A 20,262-nucleotide genomic window follows, 5' to 3' on the forward strand; every position below is an offset into this window, starting at 1 on the left:
TGCAGAATAGGCCTGCACCCCGTGATCACCAATAACCAATCGGCGGTTAATCGCCCAGACCAATCATTCACGCGACTTGTTGCAGAATGTCGCGCAAGCGATCCAGAGCGATGTCGATGTCCAGCGTCTCGATGGCACCGAAGCCGAAGTACAGGCCGTTTTTCGCCGGTTGCTGGTGATAGAAACCATTGATCGAATACAACCCGACCTCGACCTTTTTCGCCAGGTCGATCACCAGCGGCAGATCGATCGGCACTTTGCAAAACACCGCCATGTGAAAACCCGCGCTGGCCGGCACCGCGTCGAGCCAGGGCGACAGATCGGTCGCCATGCGCGCCAGAATCCGCTCCCGGCGCTGGGCATAAATAGTGTGGCAGCGGCGGATGTGCTTGAGCAGGCAACCCTCGGCGATGAACTTGGCCAGCGCCCATTGCGGCAGGGTGGAGGCGTGCAGGTCGGTGAGTTGCTTGGCGCGGATCACCGCTTCGAGGATCGCCGGGGGCAGAATCGCGTAGCCGAGTCGTAACTCCGGCAGCAGGGTCTTGGAGAAGGTCCCGACGTAAGCGACGATGCCGCGCTGATCGAGGTTGTGCAGTGAGTCCGTCGGCCGGCCCTCGTAGCGGAACTCGCTGTCATAGTCGTCCTCGATGATGATCGCGCCGAGTTCGTAAGCCCGGGCCAGCAACGCCTCGCGCCGCGCATGGCTCATCGGCATCCCCAGTGGAAACTGGTGCGACGGTGTCACGTAGATCAGCCGCGTGCCGTCGGGAATGTGCTCGACCTGAATCCCTTCCGCATCCACCGGCACCCCGACCACGGTGGCGCCATGAGTGCCGAACAGCAGCCGTGCCGGCGGATAACCCGGATCTTCCATCGCCACCAGGCTGCCGGGGCGCAGCAGCACCCGGGCGATCAGGTCCAGCGCCTGTTGCGCGCCGTTGCACACCACGATGTCTTCGTCCTGGCAGTTCACGCCACGGGAAAACGCGATGTGCCGGGCAATCGCATTGCGCAGCGCCGGCAAGCCTTCCGCCACGCTGTAGAAGCCCTTGGAACCCGCCATCTGCCGCATCGCATGGGACACGCAGCGGCGCCAGTCATCGTGGGGGAACTGGCCCTTGCTGGTGGCGCCACCGATGAAGTCGTAGCGCAGCGAGCCTTCCAGCGTCGGATGGCGCAGAAATACCGGCAGGTTGCACCAGCTCTCGATCACCTCGGAACTGGCCAGTTCGGAATGGCTTTGCTTGCGCTGCACCGGCGTCGAGCGCGCATTGACGTAAGTGCCTTTGCCGATGACGCCGGTGAGGAAGTTTTCGTACGTCAGCTGCGCGTAAGTGTCGGAAATGGTCTTGCGCGAAATCCCCAGTTGCTCGGCCAGCAGGCGGCTGGGCGGCAACTGCGTGCCCGCGGCCAGGCGCCCGGATTCAATGGCGCCGCGCAGTTGCTGATACAACTGACCGGCCAGATCCTTGCGGCCGTTGATCACGACATGCAGTTCCATACTGACGGGGCTCCTGGGGGCGAATGAAGTGTCGGCCAGATTACCGCTGTTGCTGATCGGGAAGTAGTTGCGCACGACAAATACCTTGAATTGGTCACCGTCACTTGTGGGAGCGGGCTTGCTCGCGAAGGCGTCGTGTCAGGCAACTAAAAATCGACTGGCCCACCGCCTTCGCGAGCAAGCCCGCTCCCACAGGTTCAGTGGTGTACCGGTTTTCCGTGGAATTGGGGCTGTAACGTTGCCGAACCAGCGCTTACCGTGAAATCACTCTTCTGCTGCCCGAGACCCACCCATGTCCCCGCGTCTGGATTACTACAGCGCTTCACCCAAAGCCATGAAAGCGATGATCGCCCTGGAAGCACTGACCAGCAACCTGAGCATCGAGGCGCCGCTGCTGCACCTGATCAAGATCCGCGCCTCGCAACTCAACGGCTGCGCGTTCTGCACCGACATGCACTCGGTGGATGCGCGGCGGGCCGGGGAGACGGATCGACGCCTTTACGCCATCGCAGTCTGGCGCGACAGCGGCTTCTTCAACCTGCGCGAGCGGGCGGCGCTGGCCTGGGCCGAGGCGGTGACGCTGCTGGCGGAAAGTCATGTGCCGGACGACGTCTACCAACAGGCGCGGGAGCAGTTCAACGAAGCCGAACTGGTGGACCTGACCATGGCCGTCAGCACCATCAACAGCTGGAATCGCCTGGCGGTGAGTTTTCGCCAGATCCCCGCAGACCATTGATCAATGCCAACTAAAAAATCCTGTGGGAGCTAGCCTGCTGGCGAGGGCGGTTTGTCTGTGCAAAGCCCACACTGGATCTCCAGCAGCCGCCAACCCTGAATTCAGCACATAACCCTGCAGGAGTGAGTCTGCTCGCGAAGGGACATCATCAGCCGACATCACGTTGACCGGTCCACCGCTTTCGCGAGCAGGCTCGCTCCCACAGGTTGATGAGAGGGGGCCTGAAGTTTATGCAGCAACCCGATTCCTTATGGACAAAAAACGCGGCCTACGGCCCAATCGCGCAGCCATTTCCTTCGGCAGTCGTTCTGTCATATTCGGTATCACTTGATTGCAGATAGTAGCCAGCCCAACGCTAATTCCAATGAGGCTGCACTGTGTTTCAACGTCTTGTGTGTTCGCTGTCCGTTCTGAGCCTGTCCATCGCTGCTGCCCACGCTGCCGAGCCTGTCGCGCTCGACACGCCACGGCTGAAAAGCATCGACAACTTCCGTGATGTCGCCGGCCTCACGACCGCGTATTCCACGGCCCACGACGGCACGATGCGCGGCGGCGTGTTCTACCGTTCCAACGCGATCACGCCGTCGGCAGCGGATCTGGCGACCCTCAACAGCCTCGGCATCAAAGCCGTATACGACCTGCGCACCCCGAGCGAAATTGCCGGTACGCCGGACACCCTGCTGACCGGCGCGACCTACCAGAACATCGACATCATCGGCAGCACCACTTCGGGCGCGAACATCACCACCGTATCGTTCAAAAGCGCCGCCGACGCCATCGCCATGATGGAACAGACCAACCGCGCCTTCGTCAACGACGCGGGGATGCGCGGTCAGTTCGGCAAGCTGTTCAACGAACTGGCCACCACCGACGGCGCACAACTGTTCCACTGCACCGCCGGCAAGGACCGCACCGGCTGGACCGCCGCCGTGTTGCAGAGCATCGCCGGGGTCGACAATGCGACCATCATGGCCAACTATCTCGCGACCAACGACTACACCGCCGCCCGCGTCGCCGCGACCCTCAAGGCGCTGCCGCCGAGCATGGCCTCGATCTATGCGCCGTTGCTCGGCGTGCAGGCCAGCTACTTGCAGGCCGGTCTTGATGAAGTCACCGCCGAATACGGCAGCATGGACAACTACCTCAAACAAGGCCTCGGCCTGTCGCAAGAAACCCTCTACGTCCTGCGCGGCAAACTGGTCGAGTACAACAGCCTGCCGGGGCAGGCCGGGTTGATCGGCAACGCGGCCGCCGGTGCCGAATTGCTGCGCGAGTTGCAGAACACCAACCTGTCCGGCACTTACAACGCCTACAACTATTACCTGCAATCGGCCATCGACGCCGGCACCCTCGGCGGTGTCGAATCGCAGGTCGGCGGCCAGGTTCACGCTGACGCCGCCAGCTACCTGCTGCGCCAGAACGCGCTGATCGAACAAGCCGCCGCACCGTACGCCAGCGGCTCCGACCTGAAGGTCGGCCAATACCGGCTGTGGACCACGGCGCTCGCCGGTTACTTCGGCACCGACGGCTCGTCTCACGCCGAGAGCAGTAATGAACACAGCCAGGGCCTGATGGTCGGCATCACCCAGCGCTTTTCCGAACAACTCAGCGCGCGCGGCGGATTCGGCTACAGCAAAGGCACTGTCGGCGGCGCGGGTGGCGAGGCTGATACCGACTTCACCTTCTTCAACCTCGGCGCCCGCTACGGCTTCACCGGCCTGGAACGCGGCCTGTTCGTCGATGCCAACGCCAGCGCCGGTTACGTCGACTACGACAGCAAGCGTGAGCTCGGTGGCGGCCTCGGCACGGCCAAGGGCGACACCCACGGCAACCTCACCGGTGCCACCCTGGCGCTGGGTTACCGCGCCCCGGTCAACGGCATGATTCTCGAACCAAGCCTCGGCTTCCGGGTCAGCCACCTCGACCTGAAGGGCTTCAAAGAGAAGGGCAGCGAACTGTCACTCGACGTCGACGACAACACCGCCACCCGCCGCAGCGCCGTCGCCAACCTTAACGTGGCGTTCGCCCCGGTGGCGATGGGCGCCTGGCAATTGGTACCGGGCGTGCAAGTCGGATACGAGCGCACGTTGGGCAGCAACGACGTCAACAGCCAGGGCCACTTGTTGGGCCTCGACATCGAACAACGCGCCGCTTTCGACAACCGTGACCAGTTCACTGGTGGCGTCAACCTGATGGCCAGCCTCGGCCCCGTCAGCGTCGGCGCGGAAGTCGGCGCCAGCGGCGGCGGTGACAGCCACGGTTTCAGCGGCAGCCTAAAGGCCAGTTACGCGTTCTAAAAGTACGAATAAAGCCGCAAGGTCAAGGACGACCACCATTCACAAAGCACCAGATAAACCCTGTGGGAGCGGGCTTGCTCGCGAAGGTGCCATCTCATCCGACCTCACCATCAACCGACCCACCGCTTTCGCGAGCAAGCCCGCTCCCACAGTTGAAATGCAATCTCCTTGTGGGAGCGGGCTTGCTCGCGAAGGCGCCATCCCATCCGACCACACCATCAACTGACTCCCCGCTTTCGCAAGCTCAACAGGCATCCCCGCTTATGAACCCATCAACCCCGTCCCCTCAACTCCGCCGGACTCACCCCATACGCCTGCTGAAAATACTGACAAAACCGCCCGACATTACTGAACCCAAAGCGCAACGCCACCTCCGTCACTGATGCCGAATGCCGTTGCCCCAGCGCCTCGAAAGCCCGCTCCAGCCGCACCTGACGCTGATACGCGACAATCGACGTCCCGACGAAGCGCCGAAACCCCTCCTGCAACGCCCGCTGACTGACATTGCTCAACCGCGCCAACTCAACGCCACTCACCAATTGCTCCGGATGCGCCTGAATAAACTCCACCGCCAACTTCACATGCCGCGGCGCGACCCTCGGGGCCGGCTGGCGCAACGCCTCGGTAAAATTGTGCGGCCACGCCTCCAGCACCGCATCAATCAACATCTCGCGTAACCGCGACGGCATCAGCGTGCCGCTGTTGAGCAACAGATCAAACTCCGTCCCCGTCGCCAGATCGATCAACGCCTTGATCCCCTGAAACGCCGTCGTGTGCAGATCCACCACCGGCTCAAACACAAGCTTCTGCACAATCGGCCGCCCCAACAACGCCGACAACCGCTCAGTCAACTGCCCCCGATTCACCGAAATCCCGTGCTGCGCATGATTGTCGAGAAACCGCATTGAGCGGATATCCGCCTTATCGATCGCTAATCCCACCTGCGCCACACCGACGGATTCCGTGCTGTGGTTGAACACAATCTTGCCCGCCGTGGGAATCACGAAAGTGATCTCATCCTGCGGGTCGGGAAAGGTGACGGTGAAATCGCCGTGGTAATGCATGCGACGGAAACTCACGCCGTCGTGTCTGCCGTAGACGCCGCCGATGATGATGTTGGAGGGAATCGGCGGGGTGTCGGCGTAGCGGTTGCCAAAGAGACGGGAGAAGAGGGCGCCGAAGTCTTCGGAATGGAGATTTTCGGAGCGCAGGATGATTTTCTGGCGGGGTGGGGTTGGGGACACCTTGGGGGGTACCTTGGGTCAGGGGCTCTTGGGTAAGGGGGCGGTGGGGGGAGGTTAGCAGTTTGGGGATGACAGATTTGTGACGGGGAATTGAGTCGCGGGTGTTGGGTCCGCTTCGACCAGAAAAAGAGCGCAGTCGATGGCGGTTTTCGACCAGGAGGGGATGCGCAAGATAGATCTTTCCCCTTTCTGCGTTCCCGAAACTTGTTTGCAGAGCGTTGGAGCTCGCCGTAGTCATTGAAAAGTTCAGGCTAGGCGAAACTCCAGGCTTTCCAGCTCGACTTCGGCACAGGCCCCGACTTCGCCCCTATAGAGAAATACTGTGGGCACTCTCGCAAGGTGGAATGGATTTTGGCGGATTCGATTGCTGCAGTTAGGCTCGCCATTGCTCGATCAGCAGCGCCAGGGCGATCAGAATCATGATCAGCCCCGAAGCACGGCTGACCCTGCGCGCCGCTGCAGGCCTGGCGCGCAGTACCGCTTGTGAGCCAAACCCGACCATCAGGTAGATCACCGCGCAACTGGCGGTATGCACCAGGCCGAGCGCGACCATTTGCATCGGCACAGGCCACGGCGCGGCGGCGTCGGTGAACTGCGGCAGCAGGGCGAGAAACAACAGGAACACTTTCGGATTCAGCCCGCTGACGCATAGGCCCTTTAAGGCCCAACGCGTCCATGAGTCGCTGGTCTGGCTGGCGCCGGCATGCGGAGTGGAAGGGCAGGCGAACAGGTTGGCGCCCAGCCACAGCAGGTAAATCGCGCCAGCCATGGTCAGCACCGTCAGGGCCAGCGGATGCCCGGCGAGCAGCGTGCCGACCCCGGCCGCGACGATCAGCGTGGCGAGCAAGTGCCCGGAGAGCAGACCGCCCACGGCGGGGAGCACGACGCGGTGCTTCAGGCCTGCGGAAATCGCGTAGGCCCAATCGGCGCCGGGAGTGATCACAAACAGAATCGATACCGCCCAGAAGGCAGCGAATACGCTGAAGGTCATGGCGTCACCGATGGCCGTTGATGTGGCGTTGCTTTGCTCATATTGGTTTCCCATCAATCAGGTGTCGCGCCGGTTGCAGCGGCGCGGTTACTTTTGGTTGAGGGAAGAATATGCAAACCAGGCTAGAATATTTTTTCAAAGATACTCGCCTTGGCGCTACAGATTGGAAGGTTCTACTGCATGGACAGAATTGATCGGAAGATTCTTGCTGAGCTGCAAAAGGATGGTCGGCTGTCGGTCACTGAGCTGGCTGATCGCGTGGGCCTGAGCCTTTCGCCATGCCACCGCCGTGTGCGGGCGCTGGAAGAGTCCGGAGTTTTGCTCGGCTACCGCGCAAAACTCGACCCCGTCGCGCTGGGGCTGAACTTCTCGGCGATGGTCTTCGCCACGTTGCGTGAGGGTGACCGGCAAGCGGTGGACGCGTTCGAGGCGGCGCTGGTGGAGATACCTCAGGTGGTGGATGCACAACGGTTGTTCGGCGAACCGGACTATTTGCTGCACGTCATCACCCAGGATCTGCCGGCGTTTCAGCGCCTGTATGACGAGTACCTCTCGACATTGCCGAATGTGCAGCGGCTGACCTCGACGCTGGTGATGAAGCGCGTAGTGCAGGATCGGCCGTTACCGTTGTGAGAGAGGCTGTATCAGCAAGTTGAATAGGCAACTGCGGGGTCGGTTCTGCAGCCTGCGGCAGCTTCGGGTTATTCGGTGACTGGGCTGACGCTTTCGCGAGCAGGCTCGCTCCCACATGGATTTTGCGGCGAACACGAATGTTGTGGTTGGTGCGAAACCTGTGGGAGCGAGCCTGCTCGCGAATGGGGCATCCACGATACTCAGGCTTTATTCATCACCATTCTGGACACAGTGTTTGTCCAGCCGACCGATTTTTGCCGCCCGCTTCAACCCCTAACATCGTCTCCACTCCGTGAACAAACACGGTTCCCCACGAGACGGTGAACATCATGAAGCTTTCAAAAATCGTTCTTCTGCTAGTCCTCGGCGGTATCGCCGCGCAAGCCTTTGCGGCGGACGAAACCGCGCAAGTCGAGGCCTACAACGCTGCCGCTCAACCGGACATCGCGCACGTGGTGTCGATCTCCGATGCGGCTAACCAGTGCGGTGCGGTGCCGGTGCAGATGACTTATGACGACTCGACCGGTGCGCGGCATGTCGTGCAATACCAGGTGATGGGGAGCGGTTGTTCCAACGGTTGATGTCGGTGCAGGCGCTGGAGGGTCGACACTCCAGGCATGCGGCACTAAGCATCAGCGAGTTCTTTGGCCCCGGCCATGTCTTCATCGGACGCCAGCAGTTGCGGGATGGCTGTTTTCAGGAACTCCACCCAGGTCTTGATTTTGGCGTCGACGAATTTGCGCGACGGGTAGATCGCGAACAGGTTGTATTCCTCCAGGCGGTACTCCGGCAGGACCCGCACCAACGTGCCTCCCACCAATCCTTCGACGGCCGATGCCAGCGGTTGAATGCCAATGCCCATGCCATTTCTGATCGCGGTGGCCATGCCGTCGGCGGTGTTGATGTGGAAGGGCGAGTCGGGGATATTCTGCGTTTCCATGCCTTGTGGCCCTTCGAATACCCAGTTTTCTGCGGGCATCACCGTGTTGACGATGCGCAGGCAGTCATGCGCGGCGAGGTCGGCGGGCGTTGCGGGGTGGCCGCGTTTGGTGAGGTACGACGGCGAGGCGCAGAGGATGCTGTAGGTGGTGCCCAGGCGTTGCGCGACGAAGCCGGAATCCGGCAGGTCGCGGGCGAGGACGATCGACATGTCGTAGCTTTCTTCGAGCAGGTCGGGCAGGCGATTGCTCAGGGTCAGGTCGAACATCACCGAGGGGTGAATCTCGCGGTAGCGGGCGATGGCGTTGATCACGTAGTGGTTGCCGATGGCGGCCATGGCGTGGATCTTCAGACGCCCGACCGGCAGGGTCTGGGCGGTTGCTGCTTCTTCATCAGCTTCGCGCAGGTCATCAAGGATTTTTTCGGCGCGCTGCAAGTAGCGCACGCCGGCTTCGGTCAGGGCGAGGCGGCGGGTGGTGCGGTTGATCAGGCGCGTGTGCAGCCGGGCTTCGAGGCTGGAGACGGCTTTGGACACGTTGGTCGTGGTGGTGTCGAGCACGTCGGCTGCAGCAGTGAAGCTGCCGCTCTGGGCGACGGCGACGAAGCAGCGCAGAGTCTGAATAACGTCCATCGTGTTGTTGTCTCTGTGGATGGGGCAGCCATTCTAGGGTTTGCCGTGGGTGGTGTTGCAAATGTTTGCGAACGAGGGGCGGGCGTATGGCGGGTGAAGGGCTTGAGGACATTCTGGCGCCGGGGCTTTCGGTGGTGTTTTGCGGGATCAATCCGGGGTTGCTCGCGGCGGCGCAGGGGCATCATTTTGCCGGGCGCAGTAATCGCTTCTGGCGCACCTTGCACCTGGCCGGGTTCACCCCGCATGAACTGCAGGCGGAGGATGATCGCAGGCTGGTGCAATTCGGTTGCGGATTGACAGCGGTGGTCGAGCGGCCGACGGCGCGGGCGGATCAGGTGGCGGTGGAAGAGTTTGCCGCAGCGGCCATGGGCTTTGAGCAGAAGATCACCCGCTATGCGCCGCGCTATGTGGCGTTTCTCGGCAAGCCTGCGTATGCCGCGTTGTCGGAGCAGAAAGTCGTGGCGTGGGGGGCGCAGGCAAAGACCTTTGGCGGCGCACGGGTGTGGGTGTTGCCCAATCCCAGCGGCAGGAACCTCGCGTTCAATCTTCAGCAACTGGTGGACGCTTATCGTCTACTGCAAGTGGCGTCGTCTACGCCGAAAACATAAGCATCGCAACTGCGCAAAAAGTTGCGCACCTGCTTCGCCGATTTCACCCGCTAACGCCTTTCAAACCCTTATAAACCGTGCCTTTCAGTCAAGTGCGCAAGAAGTTGCACAGTACTGCGCAACTTCTTGCGCACTTTTTTCTGTTTATCGAAGTTTAAAACACCAAAACGTGAAGGCATCGTCGCCAAACCCTTGATCCGTAATGGCTAGATGATGGCTGGCACGGAACTTGATAACTGAACAGGCACCCGGACAGGCAATGGTGCCTGTCGGTTTGTGTTTTCAAGCAAGGAGAGCATCCCCATGGCAACACCAGCGTACATGTCCGTCACTGGCGAAAAACAAGGTCTGATCACTGCCGGCGCTTTCACTGCCGACTCCGTGGGCAACACCTTCCAGGAAGGTCACGAAGACCAGGTCATGGTTCAGGCATTCACCCACGACGTGATCATCCCGCGTGACCCGCAATCCGGTCAGCCAACCGGTCAGCGCGTGCACAAGCCAGTGGTGATCACCAAGGTCTACGACAAGGCTTCGCCTCTGCTGCAAGCGGCTCTGACCTCCGGCGAGCGCATGAGCGAAATCGTTATCCAGTGGTACCGCACTTCGGCTCAAGGTACCCAAGAGCACTACTACACCACCAAACTGGAAGACGCGATCATCGTCGCCATCAACAACAAAATGCACAACTGCCAGGACCCAGGCAACGCGCACTTCACCCACCTGGAAGAAGTGCAGTTCACCTACCGCAAAATCACCTGGACCCACGAAGTATCCGGTACTTCGGGTTCCGATGACTGGCGTGCTCCAGTCGTTTAATTACGGCTGATTGTTGTACTGCCCCGGCCAGTGCGGCTGGCCGGGGCGGCTTTGACCTACAGATTTTTTTGCGTGCGCCACGCTTCACGGACGGGCGCCCGTCGCAGCATTGCGCGAGGAACAAGGGATGTTCTCACCGGCCAACCAGCCTCATTTCAATCTGACCATCGATGGCGCGGACAGCGATTTCCAGGTGCTATCGTTCACCGGGAAAGAGGCGCTCAACACCCCCTTCGAGTTCGAGCTGGAACTGGTCAGTGAGAAAGCCTCGATCAACCTCGAAAGCCTGCTGCACAAACTCGCGTTCCTGCAGTTGTCACCCAGCGGCACGGGGATTCACGGGCTGATCTACAGCATCGCCCAGGGTGAGGCCGGCAAGCGCCTGACCCGCTACAAAATCTCCCTGCGCCCGCAGCTGTCGTACCTCGCGCATCGAGTCAACCAGCGCATCTTCCAGCAGATGACCGTGCAGCAGATCATCAGCAAGGTGCTGGAAGAACACGGCATCCTCGCCAGCGACTATCACTTCCAGCTGAGCGCGATTTACCCGGAGCGCATCTACTGCGTGCAGTACGACGAAAGCGACCTGCATTTCGTCCAGCGCCTGTGCGAGGAGGAGGGGATTCACTACCACTTCCAGCACACGTCCAGCGGCCACAAACTGATGTTCGGCGATGACCAGACGGTGTTCCCGAAACTCGCGCCGGTGGCCTATCAGCAGGACTCCGGACTGGTCGCCGACAAACCGGTGGTCAAGCGTTTCGGCCTGCGTCTGGCCACCCGCACCAGTCGCACCACGCGGCGCGATTACGACTTCGTCAAACCGAAAATCGAGCTCGAAAGCGATGCCAAGAGCAGCGCCCAGCCGGATCTGGAAGACTACGATTACCCGGGCCGTTTCGTCGATCGCGAGCGTGGCAAGCACCTCGCCAATCGCGCACTGGAACGCCATCGCAGCGACTATCGGCTGGCCGAGGGCAACAGCGATCAGCCGATTCTGGTCAGCGGGCATTTCCTCGCCCTGACCGAACACGCCAACCCGACGTGGAACGATCTGTGGCTGCTGACCGAGATCTTCCACGAAGGCAAACAGCCGCAAGTGCTGGAAGAGTCGGTGACCAGCGACACCACCGACAACAAGGACGATTTCCACCAAGGGTATCGCAACCGCTTCAACGCGATCCCGTGGGACGTGCCGTACCGTCCGCCGCTCGATCACCCGAAACCGAAGGTGCTCGGCACCCAGAGCGCGGTGGTCTGTGGCCCCGAGGGCGAAGAGATCTACTGCGACCAGTACGGCCGGGTGAAGGTGCAGTTCTTCTGGGACCGCGAAGGCGAGCACGACGACAAGACCAGTTGCTGGATGCGCGTGGCGTCGAACTGGGCCGCCGAAACCTTTGGTGCGATCAACATTCCGCGAGTCGGCATGGAGGTGTTGATCACCTTCCTCGAAGGTGATCCCGATCAGCCGCTGATCACCGGTTGCCTGTACCACGGCGCCAACCTGCCGCCGTACAAACTGCCGGACTTCAAGACCCTGGCCACGGTCAAGAGCAAGGAATACAAGGGCAGCCGCGCCAACGAACTGCGCATTGACGACACCACCAGCGAAATCAGCATCGCGCTGCGCAGTGACCACGGCGCGAGCGCGATCAATCTCGGTTATCTGACCCATCCGCGCCCGAGCGGCGGCCAGCCGCGTGGCGAAGGTTTCGAGTTACGCACCGACCGCCACGGCGCCGTGCGTGCCGGCGCAGGTCTGCTGATCACCACCGAGCCGCGCCCGAACGAATCGAAACACCATAAGGATCTACCGGAAACCGCCGAACGCCTCGCCACCGCGAGCGATCAGCAGGACGGTTTCGCCACCCAGGCCAAAGAGCTTCAAGCCCAGGAAGCGGGCGATCAGGACGACGTCGCCAAAGCCCTGCACGCGCAGCATCAAGGTGTGCTTGGCAGTGGCCCGGCGAACATGACCGCCAACGAATTTCCGGAGTTCACCGAGCCGCATCTGGTGCTCGCGAGTCCCGCCGGCATCGCCCTGACCACACCGCGTTCCAGCCACATCGCCACCGGCGAACACCTGGCGCTGAGCAGCACCGGCCACACCAGTTTTTCCATCGGCAAACGCCTGCTGGCCAGTGCCAGCCGTGGCATGCGCCTGTTTGTGCAGAGCATGGGCTGGCGCCTGGTCGCGGCCTCCGGCGACATCGACGTCAAGGCACTCAAGGACAGCATCAACCTGCTGGCCAAACTCAACATCACTGCCAACGCAGACCGCATCACCATCACCGCCAAGACCGAACTGGTGATTCAGGGCGGCGGCAGCGCCACGACCTACAACGCCGGCGGCATCACCCACGCCACCAGCGGCCCGTACACCGCCCACGCGGCAAACTTCGCCTACACCGGCGCGAAAAGTCTCGCCGGGGTGTTCCCGGAACCGCCGAAACCGGGCAAGGGCAATCTGGAATTGTTCAACCAGTACGCCGGGCGTCAGGGCATCAAGGACGGCGATTACGAAGTCATCGATGCGCTGGGCAAAAGCATCAAGGGCAAGCTCGACGGCAAGGGTTTCGCCAGCGTCGCCGGCGCTGCGCCGGGGCCGGCGCGTGTGGTGTTCGGCAAGGATCCGGCGGACACCTGGAGCGACGGCAGCTACATCGGCAAGCCGGAATGGCCGCTGAATCCGCCGGGCGCGGAAGACGTGCCGAGCCAGGTGCAGGCGATGGTGGCGCAGGTTCTGCCGAACAAGAACTGGGACATGTTGGAGAAGGGCAAGGAACTGGCCCAGACCGGCATGGGCGCCATGCAGACTGCCCAAGGCGCAATGCAAACGGCGCAGCAAGTGAAAGGCGTGGTGCAGGGCGGGGCGGCCGGGTTGCCGAAACTGGCGAGCGCGGCGCTGCCGAGTGCTTCGGGGATTTTGGGGGCGGCGAGCAAGAGTGGCAAGTTGCCGGGGCTGCCGGCGCCGTCGCTACCGAAGCCTTCCTTGAAAACCCCGGATTTGAGTTTCGCTTCCACTCTGCTGCCCGATGAGAAGTTGTCATGACTGCACCAACACCTGTTGTGAAAAAACGCGAGCCGCAAGTCGCGGTCGTGCCGCTCAACACTATCGATATCAAGGACGTCGGGCGTGGGGCTGCCAGGTTCGATGCGTGGCTGCAGTCGATCAGCGGTGGCGTGGTCACGCTTGAACGAGTCAAGAACGTTGCCGGCGCGCTGCCGGTAGTGGGCAATATCATGGCTCTGGTTGACGCCCTCGGAGACATAGTCACCCTGGCGAAGAGCAAGCAGCGTCAATTGCTGGATTGGGTCAGCCTGGGTATCAACCTGATCGGCGTACTGCCGGCACCGCCGACCATGGCGTCGGCGCGGATGACCTTGCGTCCGACGTTATCACTGGTTCGTCAGGAACTGCGCAACAGCGCGAAGATGTTGTTGGGCGACTCTTTGATCGAGGTGTTGATCGGGCATTTGAATGCCACCATCGTTGGTACGATCGATGACTTTGTGGAGCAAGCCAAGCCCAAGCTGGCAAGCATCCTCGATGATGCGGGAGAGCTAGGTCAGAAGGCGGTGAACGAGATCGCCAAGGGTCTGGAAACCGTGGTTAACGGCAAACTCGACGCCAAGGGTGACCTCAAGGCGGCGGGTGCCAAAATGAGTGCCGCGGGCAACCAGTTCTGGCATGACCCCAAAGCATCAATCGGTAACTTTCTTGGGGCTACATACAGTGCCTACAAGGCGGCGGGGAAAGGTGTCGCCAACAGTGCTGCGAAGCATTTGCTGCCGGAAGACGCCAAGGCACTTGTGCTCAGCAACACCGGGATGCTGCGTACCCTGGGTGTGGAACTTAAAACGCAGATGAAAAAGCTCGGTGATCCGGGCGTGCAGCACTCCATCGGTTGGTTGCTGCAGATGTTGGCGGGCGCTGTTGTGACCTGGCGCAAGCGCCGATCACATGGGCAAGGCGCAAGCGTCAAACCGGGAACTACCTCGAAGTCTCAACATCGTGCGGGAGAGGGTCGCCTGGAGTCCACCAGTCAACAGGCTCCGGCAACTCACGCACCGGACCCGCAGAAAAACGGCACCTGCAGCAGTACCTGTAACAGCATCAATTTTGCATTGGGTTCGGAAACCCTCAGTCATACCGATTTCAGTTTGCCTGGGCCGTTTCCGGTCGAGTGGACGCGAACCTACCACTCACGTCTCGGGGCTTATGATCAGGGCGAAATTGGCGCTCGCTGGATCAGCGAGTTCACCACGCGCTTTGATTGCGTTGACGATGGCCTGTCGTTCCACGATGCCGACGGTCGCAGCCATTCGTACCCTCTGCCCAAGGCAGGCTTGTCCCATTACGACGCCATCGAAAACACCACCCTGATTCGGGCCAGCGACGATCAGTTGTTGCTGTGCCGTGGCTTCGAACGCAAGGAAACCTACGTCCGGCGTGGCCAAACCTATGTGTTGACCGGCATCGTGTTGCGCAATGGCGCCGGGATCATGCTGCATTACGAGCATCGTCACGGCGAGCGAGCGGTGCTCTCAGACCTGATTACCTATCAGGAAAACGACATCAGCAAAGTCCACTTGCACCTCGGCACCCTGATCGATCATCACGGGCGCCTCACAGGCCTTTGGGAAATTTGCAATGGCGCACCGCTGCGCCAACTCTGCGCTTACCGCTACGACGATTTTGGCGATCTGATTCAGGCGCAAGACGAGAATGGTGCGGCATGGACGTATGAGTTCCAGCATCACTTGATTACCCGTTACACCGACCGTACCCACCGCGCAATGAATCTGCAGTGGCAGGGTACAGGTGCCGATGCCAGAGCCATTCGTGAATGGGCAGACGATGGCAGCTTCGATACACGCCTTGAGTGGGACGAAAACATTCGCCTGACTTATGTCACCGACGCGCATGGCGGCGAGACTTGGCATTACTACGACATTCTTGGTTACACGTACCGCATTCGATACCCGGATGAGCGTTCGGAATGGTTGTTCCGAGATGAAGCCAAGAACGTGATTCGTCATGTACATGCCGATGGCAGCACGGATCAGTATCGCTACGATGAGCGCGGCAACCGTCTCGAACACATCCAGGCTGATCACACGGTAGTGCATTTCGCTTACAACGATCAGGACTTGCTGATCAAGATAAGTGACGCGGAGGGCGGTCAATGGCTTCGTGCCTACGATAATCAAGGGAATCTCGTCGAAACTGTCGATCCGTTGGGCAACAAGACGGAATACGCCTACGACAAGACTGGCCGGCCGACCGCGATCAAGGACGCCAACGGCAACGAGAAAACGCTGGCCTACAACAATGCCGGACAATTGGTGGAGTATGTCGATTGCTCGGGCAAGACCAGCGCCTGGGAATACAACGAACCGGGCCAGATGGTTTGCTTCACCGATGCGCTCGGGAACAGCACTGAATATCAATACAAGGCTGGGCACCTGGTATTGATCAAACACCCGGACAAGACCGAGGAGCGCTTTCAGCGCGATGCCGAGGGGCGGTTGCTGGCTTACACCGATGGACTGGATCGTTGCACCACCTGGAGCTACACCGCCGCCGGATTGATTTCCGAACGAGTCGATGCAGCCGAACAGACCTTGCGTTATCGCTGGGATCGGCTCGGAAGATTGACGAATCTGGAAAACGAAAACGAGAGCAGTGCGCAGTTCCACTACGACCCGGTGGGACGTCTCCTGATGGAGACCGGCTTCGACGGTCGAACGACACGATATCAGTACGACTCCGTCTCAGGTCGGCTGGTGGGCACCCGTACCGCAGAGCGCAGCATTGCTCTGAGCTACGATCCGATGGGCCGCATAACGGAGCGTCGCGCCAGTCTGGGCAATCAACAGCAAAGCGAGACCTTCGCCTATGACGGCAATGGAAACCTGGTCATGGCGAGCAATGCTGACAGCCGACTGCAATGGTTCCATGACCCTGCCGGGAACCTGCTGCGTGAGCACCAACACTATCTTGGCCTGGAAAAGCCACTGGTTGCGGTCTGGCAGCACGAGTACGACGTACTCAATCAGCGTGTCGCAACGACGCGTCCTGATGGTCACCGGGTCAGTTGGCTCACGTATGGCAGCGGCCATTTGTTGGGGCTACGGCTGGACGAGCACGAACTGGTCGGCTATGAGCGCGACGATTTGCATCGAGAGGTGGTTCGTCATCAGGGTAATCGCCTGCTGCAAACCCAAAAATGGGATCCGGCCGGGAAGTTGCAACAGCAACTGCTCATACACGGCGACAGCAAAACAGCCGTATTGAAGCGTGAGTACAAATACGATGCCGTGGGTGAACTGACGGATCTGGACGACAGTTTTCATGGTTTGTCGTCCTACCGTTATGACCCGGTGGGACGCTTGCTTGCAGCCACCACTCGACAGGGAGTGGAAACCTTCGACTTCGATCCGGCCGGTAATCTTCTGGACAACCAGACCACGCAGATCCGCCGACCGCTGGAACAGACGCCGCTACGCAGCAAACTGATCGATAACTTGCTGCGCCATTATGCAGGTACCCATTACGAATACGACGAGCGCGGCAATGAGACGGTGCGTTGGCATAACGGTAGCCGCCGCGAGATGCGTTGGGATCTTTTCGATCGACTGGTGCATTTTGACGACGCTCGCCTGGCCGTGGATTTTGCTTACGATGCTCTGGGCCGACGTCTGTATAAAAACTCCAACGTGCATTTCAAACAGCGCCCGGAAGCGGGTTCGCTGTGGAATCAAAGTGAATATGCTCGAAAACAGCGGGAGTCTGGCTGCGGTTTCACATTGTATGGATGGGACGGTGACAATCTTGCCTGGGAAAGCAGTCCGTCCCAACAGGACGTCGGCACGGGGCGCACCGTGCATTACATCTTTGAACCCGGCACTTTTGTCCCGGTTGCCCAGGCGCTGGTCCATAGAGCCATCGACCTGACGGGATTGCCTGATTCCAGTGGTGATTACAGTCTGGAAGATGATCCGTTATGGAACCATAAAGTTGCCATTCAACCTGTTGACGTATTGAACTGGTATCAATGCGACCATCTGGGAACGCCGCGAGAGTTGACCGATGCGCAGGGTGAGATAGCCTGGAGTGCCGAATACAAGGCTTGGGGCTCGGTTCAGGAACAGCGCTCTTCGGGTGCACGGCGAGAGGGTGTAACCAATCCGCTACGGTTCCAGGGGCAGTACCATGACCACGAAACCGGACTTCATTACAATCGACACCGCTATTACGATCCCGATACCGGCCGATTTATCGGGCAGGACCCGATCAGCTACGTCGGTGGATTGAATCTTTACAGTTATGCACCCAATCCTACCGGCTGGATCGATCCGCTCGGGCTGGCAAAAACCTGTTGCTGTGGTGAGCCTTACGTCAACCAGGACGCACGCTGGCGCCAGGTCATGGAAGATCCGAATACGCCGTCTTCAATGCGCGGCTGGATCAAAAATCAGGCAAGCCGAGTAGATGCCGGCAAGCAAGCCAATATCAAGGCACCGCCAGGCTATGAGTTGGCACACCGTCCACGGTTCGAGAATGACTCAGGGTATGACTATTCTCACGCCGACCCGATGCTGGCAGCCGATCACCGCGGCATTCAACACCGTTACTGGCGAAAACGCGGCGGATGCTGGACTGCGAGAATGCCTAAATCGGGTTTTCCGGGAACGGGTAAGTTAAGTCTGCCTAAACGAGGGGCGCTTCCATAAGCGAGGATTTATGTCTAAGACACGTGTGATTGGTACAACGACAGACGCTATTCAGGAAGAAGAAAAGAAACTGGGCCGAACACTGCCCAAGTCCTTTTCCGATTGGCTTCTTTCAAATAACGGGAAGTCACTGGGGGCGTTAACGATTTTCCCCGTTCTGGACGCTCGTGACCCAAGGAAGACCTGGGAATCGATCGATCATCACTTTAAAAAGGACTGGCAGGACTGGCTGGAGAATTTTTCCGATACCTCTACCGACTTTTCAGGACTTCTGCCGTTCGCCGAGTTTGGCACGGGGGATTATTACTGCTTCAACTATGCGGTAACGGGGCAGACAGGAGAGCCGGTCGTGGTCTTGTGGTCTCACGAAACCGGTGAAATTGACCAGGTAGCGGACAGCTTTGCCGCATTTCTTGTCATGCCGGGGCGGCCAGGCTGATGTTTTGATGCTGGCGCTAGTCATGAGTAGTCGCAGCCTGCTCACAGGTGCGAAATTGATGCTCGACCCCGAAGGGTTTGAAGGCAGCTGGATGACGGAGTAACGCCATCCAGCTCAGAGTCAAAGGAGTGACAACATGAAAGACGCCATTCGCTTGGGCGACTCCACCACCCACGGTGGCAAGGTCCTCGAAGCCTTTTCTCGGACCGACCTCAACGGCAAGCCGATTGCCGGGGTTGGGCACAAGGTCAGTTGCCCGTTATGCAAGGGGATTTTCCCGATTGCCGAGGGCAGCAGCACCTACACCGTCGATGGCGTACCCATCGCACTCGACGGCATGAAGACCGCCTGCGGTGCGGCGTTGATTGCCAGTGGGCCGAAAGGGGCTGTGATCAGCTGAATCCATATTTTGTGCATCGATTGCCTTTTGCAGGGCGGTGGGTTCCTGCCGCCTGTTTGAAGGGTACTTGAAGCATGAATGAAGTCGTTCTTCTGCATCGCCTGAATATTGATGCCAACCAACAAGCCGAGGGTTTTACAGGCTGGATCAACGTCAGGCTGTTCGAGTAAGCCGGTAATTGAAGTAACGATGGAACTCAAAACTCTCTGGATGTTAAAGGAATAAATATGAAAGCCACTTCTTTGTTTCTCGCTATCGCCGCCACTGTCGGCCTCTCTGGTCTGGCCCACGCAGAAGCGCCAGATCCCGCTACCCTGAAAGACATGTACGACAGCGGCCGTAACATGTCGGGCCTGATCAAGCATTGCGTCGACAAGGGCTACCTGAAAGCGGACAGCACTGAAAACGCCAATAAAATGGTGGCGTTCGTTGCGAATATGCCGGGCGAGTTCGACAAGGCCGATGGCGACAAGAGCGAAGGTTTCGGTCGCAAAGGCGAAGTGTTGGCCGACGGTCAATACAAGAGCCTGGAAGGCAACCTGCCGCCGGATCTGAACCTCAAGCAATGGTGCGAGCAAGCGGATCAAGGGATGCGTGAGGGGCTCAAGCAAATCGGCTTGTAATCGAAACGATTCAAACGACACCGAGGAGAACCTCGCCATGAAACCCGAAAAACCGCTCACCGACGCCTCGGCACTCATCGACGCTCGAATCGCTGAACTGGTCGATTGGCGTGGTGCCATCCTCGGCGAGATTCGCAAGGTCATTCACCAGGCTGACCCCGAGGTGGTGGAGGAGTGGAAGTGGCGGGGTGTTCCGGTGTGGTCGCGGGGCGGGATCATTTGCACCGGGGAGACCTACAAGGCGGCGGTGAAGATGACCTTCGCCAAGGGCGCGGCGCTGGCCGATCCTGCGGGGTTGTTCAACGCCAGCCTTGAGGGCAACACTCGGCGGGCGATTGATTTTCACGAGGGCGACCAGGTCGATGCGCAGGCCTTGAAAGCGCTGATTCGCGAGGCGATTGCGTTGAATTTGTCGAAGTGAATCGCGGCGTTTGTCTTGGTTCAGGAATAACTGGCTGTTTTAAAACAAATTTTTTTGCACGCAGGGCTTCCCAGATCAGAAAAAGGTTGGTAAATTGCGGCCCATTCTCGCAGAGCTTGTTACAGAGCTTGAGATACAGGGGCGTCGCCAAGCGGTAAGGCAGCAGGTTTTGATCCTGCCATGCGTTGGTTCGAATCCAGCCGCCCCTGCCATATTCAGAAAAACGCCAGTCCGAAAGGG

Annotated in this window: 16 protein-coding genes and 1 tRNA gene; 13 read left to right on the forward strand and 4 right to left on the reverse strand. The window is 59.9% G+C overall.

Translation table 11 applies throughout. The annotated features are described in order from the left end of the window. Positions 1-67 precede the first annotated feature (67 nt). Complete coding sequence (pdxR, locus tag AC1UK9_RS12810) at positions 68-1,501, reverse strand: MocR-like pyridoxine biosynthesis transcription factor PdxR (RefSeq protein ID WP_473015489.1); 1,434 nt, start codon at positions 1,499-1,501, stop codon at positions 68-70. A gap of 292 nt (positions 1,502-1,793) precedes the next feature. Here pdxR and AC1UK9_RS12815 point away from each other — a divergent pair, with 292 nt between their 5' ends. Both AC1UK9_RS12815 and AC1UK9_RS12820 read left to right on the forward strand, forming a co-directional pair. After that, entirely contained in the window at positions 1,794-2,237 is a 444-nt protein-coding gene (locus AC1UK9_RS12815) for a carboxymuconolactone decarboxylase family protein (protein ID WP_482580285.1), read from the forward strand. Between the two features lie 377 nt (positions 2,238-2,614). Continuing rightward, the gene (locus AC1UK9_RS12820; protein WP_482580286.1) at positions 2,615-4,534 is read left to right on the forward strand and encodes a tyrosine-protein phosphatase; all 1,920 of its coding nucleotides are present in this window, start codon (positions 2,615-2,617) and stop codon (positions 4,532-4,534) included. Positions 4,535-4,806: 272 nt separating this feature from the next. Here AC1UK9_RS12820 and AC1UK9_RS12825 read toward each other — a convergent pair whose 3' ends face one another. Further along, positions 4,807-5,778 (reverse strand): AraC family transcriptional regulator, encoded by a 972-nt coding sequence (locus AC1UK9_RS12825; protein ID WP_482580287.1) that lies wholly within the window; start codon positions 5,776-5,778, stop codon positions 4,807-4,809. A gap of 373 nt (positions 5,779-6,151) precedes the next feature. Continuing rightward, the gene (locus tag AC1UK9_RS12830) at positions 6,152-6,769 is read right to left on the reverse strand and encodes a LysE family translocator (RefSeq protein ID WP_473015493.1); all 618 of its coding nucleotides are present in this window, start codon (positions 6,767-6,769) and stop codon (positions 6,152-6,154) included. 180 nt (positions 6,770-6,949) lie between these two features. On the opposite strand from AC1UK9_RS12830, the gene AC1UK9_RS12835 reads away from it, so the two are divergent. Both AC1UK9_RS12835 and AC1UK9_RS12840 read left to right on the forward strand, forming a co-directional pair. After that, on the forward strand, positions 6,950-7,402 hold the full coding sequence (locus tag AC1UK9_RS12835; protein WP_025113309.1) for an Lrp/AsnC family transcriptional regulator: 453 nt from the start codon (positions 6,950-6,952) through the stop codon (positions 7,400-7,402). A 329-nt stretch (positions 7,403-7,731) separates the two neighbouring features. Then, positions 7,732-7,983 (forward strand): DUF2790 domain-containing protein, encoded by a 252-nt coding sequence (locus AC1UK9_RS12840; RefSeq protein ID WP_482580288.1) that lies wholly within the window; start codon positions 7,732-7,734, stop codon positions 7,981-7,983. A gap of 44 nt (positions 7,984-8,027) precedes the next feature. On the opposite strand, the gene AC1UK9_RS12845 is transcribed toward AC1UK9_RS12840, so the two are convergent. Then, positions 8,028-8,972 (reverse strand): LysR family transcriptional regulator, encoded by a 945-nt coding sequence (locus tag AC1UK9_RS12845; RefSeq protein WP_025113307.1) that lies wholly within the window; start codon positions 8,970-8,972, stop codon positions 8,028-8,030. An 86-nt stretch (positions 8,973-9,058) separates the two neighbouring features. Between AC1UK9_RS12845 and mug the strand changes: the two genes are divergently transcribed. The 9 genes from mug (at position 9,059) to AC1UK9_RS12890 (ending at position 20,234) form a co-directional block, all read left to right on the forward strand. Next, complete coding sequence (gene mug / locus AC1UK9_RS12850) at positions 9,059-9,580, forward strand: G/U mismatch-specific DNA glycosylase (RefSeq protein ID WP_473015494.1); 522 nt, start codon at positions 9,059-9,061, stop codon at positions 9,578-9,580. 303 nt (positions 9,581-9,883) lie between these two features. After that, entirely contained in the window at positions 9,884-10,399 is a 516-nt protein-coding gene (locus AC1UK9_RS12855) for an Hcp family type VI secretion system effector (protein WP_008084998.1), read from the forward strand. A 127-nt stretch (positions 10,400-10,526) separates the two neighbouring features. Then, positions 10,527-13,451 carry a type VI secretion system Vgr family protein gene (locus AC1UK9_RS12860; RefSeq protein WP_482580289.1) on the forward strand — a complete coding sequence of 975 codons (2,925 nt, stop codon included), beginning with the start codon at positions 10,527-10,529 and terminating at the stop codon, positions 13,449-13,451. Further along, on the forward strand, positions 13,448-18,139 hold the full coding sequence (locus AC1UK9_RS12865; RefSeq protein WP_482580290.1) for an RHS repeat-associated core domain-containing protein: 4,692 nt from the start codon (positions 13,448-13,450) through the stop codon (positions 18,137-18,139). The genes AC1UK9_RS12860 and AC1UK9_RS12865 overlap by 4 nt, the downstream gene beginning before the upstream one ends. Positions 18,140-18,149: 10 nt before the next feature. Continuing rightward, positions 18,150-18,578 (forward strand): SMI1/KNR4 family protein, encoded by a 429-nt coding sequence (locus AC1UK9_RS12870; RefSeq protein WP_482580291.1) that lies wholly within the window; start codon positions 18,150-18,152, stop codon positions 18,576-18,578. 136 nt (positions 18,579-18,714) lie between these two features. Further along, positions 18,715-18,978 carry a PAAR domain-containing protein gene (locus AC1UK9_RS12875; RefSeq protein ID WP_025113301.1) on the forward strand — a complete coding sequence of 88 codons (264 nt, stop codon included), beginning with the start codon at positions 18,715-18,717 and terminating at the stop codon, positions 18,976-18,978. A gap of 227 nt (positions 18,979-19,205) precedes the next feature. Next, entirely contained in the window at positions 19,206-19,601 is a 396-nt protein-coding gene (locus AC1UK9_RS12880) for a hypothetical protein (RefSeq protein WP_482580292.1), read from the forward strand. Between the two features lie 37 nt (positions 19,602-19,638). Continuing rightward, complete coding sequence (locus tag AC1UK9_RS12885; RefSeq protein WP_473015499.1) at positions 19,639-20,022, forward strand: DUF1801 domain-containing protein; 384 nt, start codon at positions 19,639-19,641, stop codon at positions 20,020-20,022. A gap of 137 nt (positions 20,023-20,159) precedes the next feature. Beyond that, a tRNA-Gln gene (locus AC1UK9_RS12890) sits at positions 20,160-20,234 on the forward strand. The last annotated feature ends 28 nt before the right edge of the window (positions 20,235-20,262 follow it).

Source organism: Pseudomonas sp. AK-TSAG1-1, assembly GCF_056821665.1.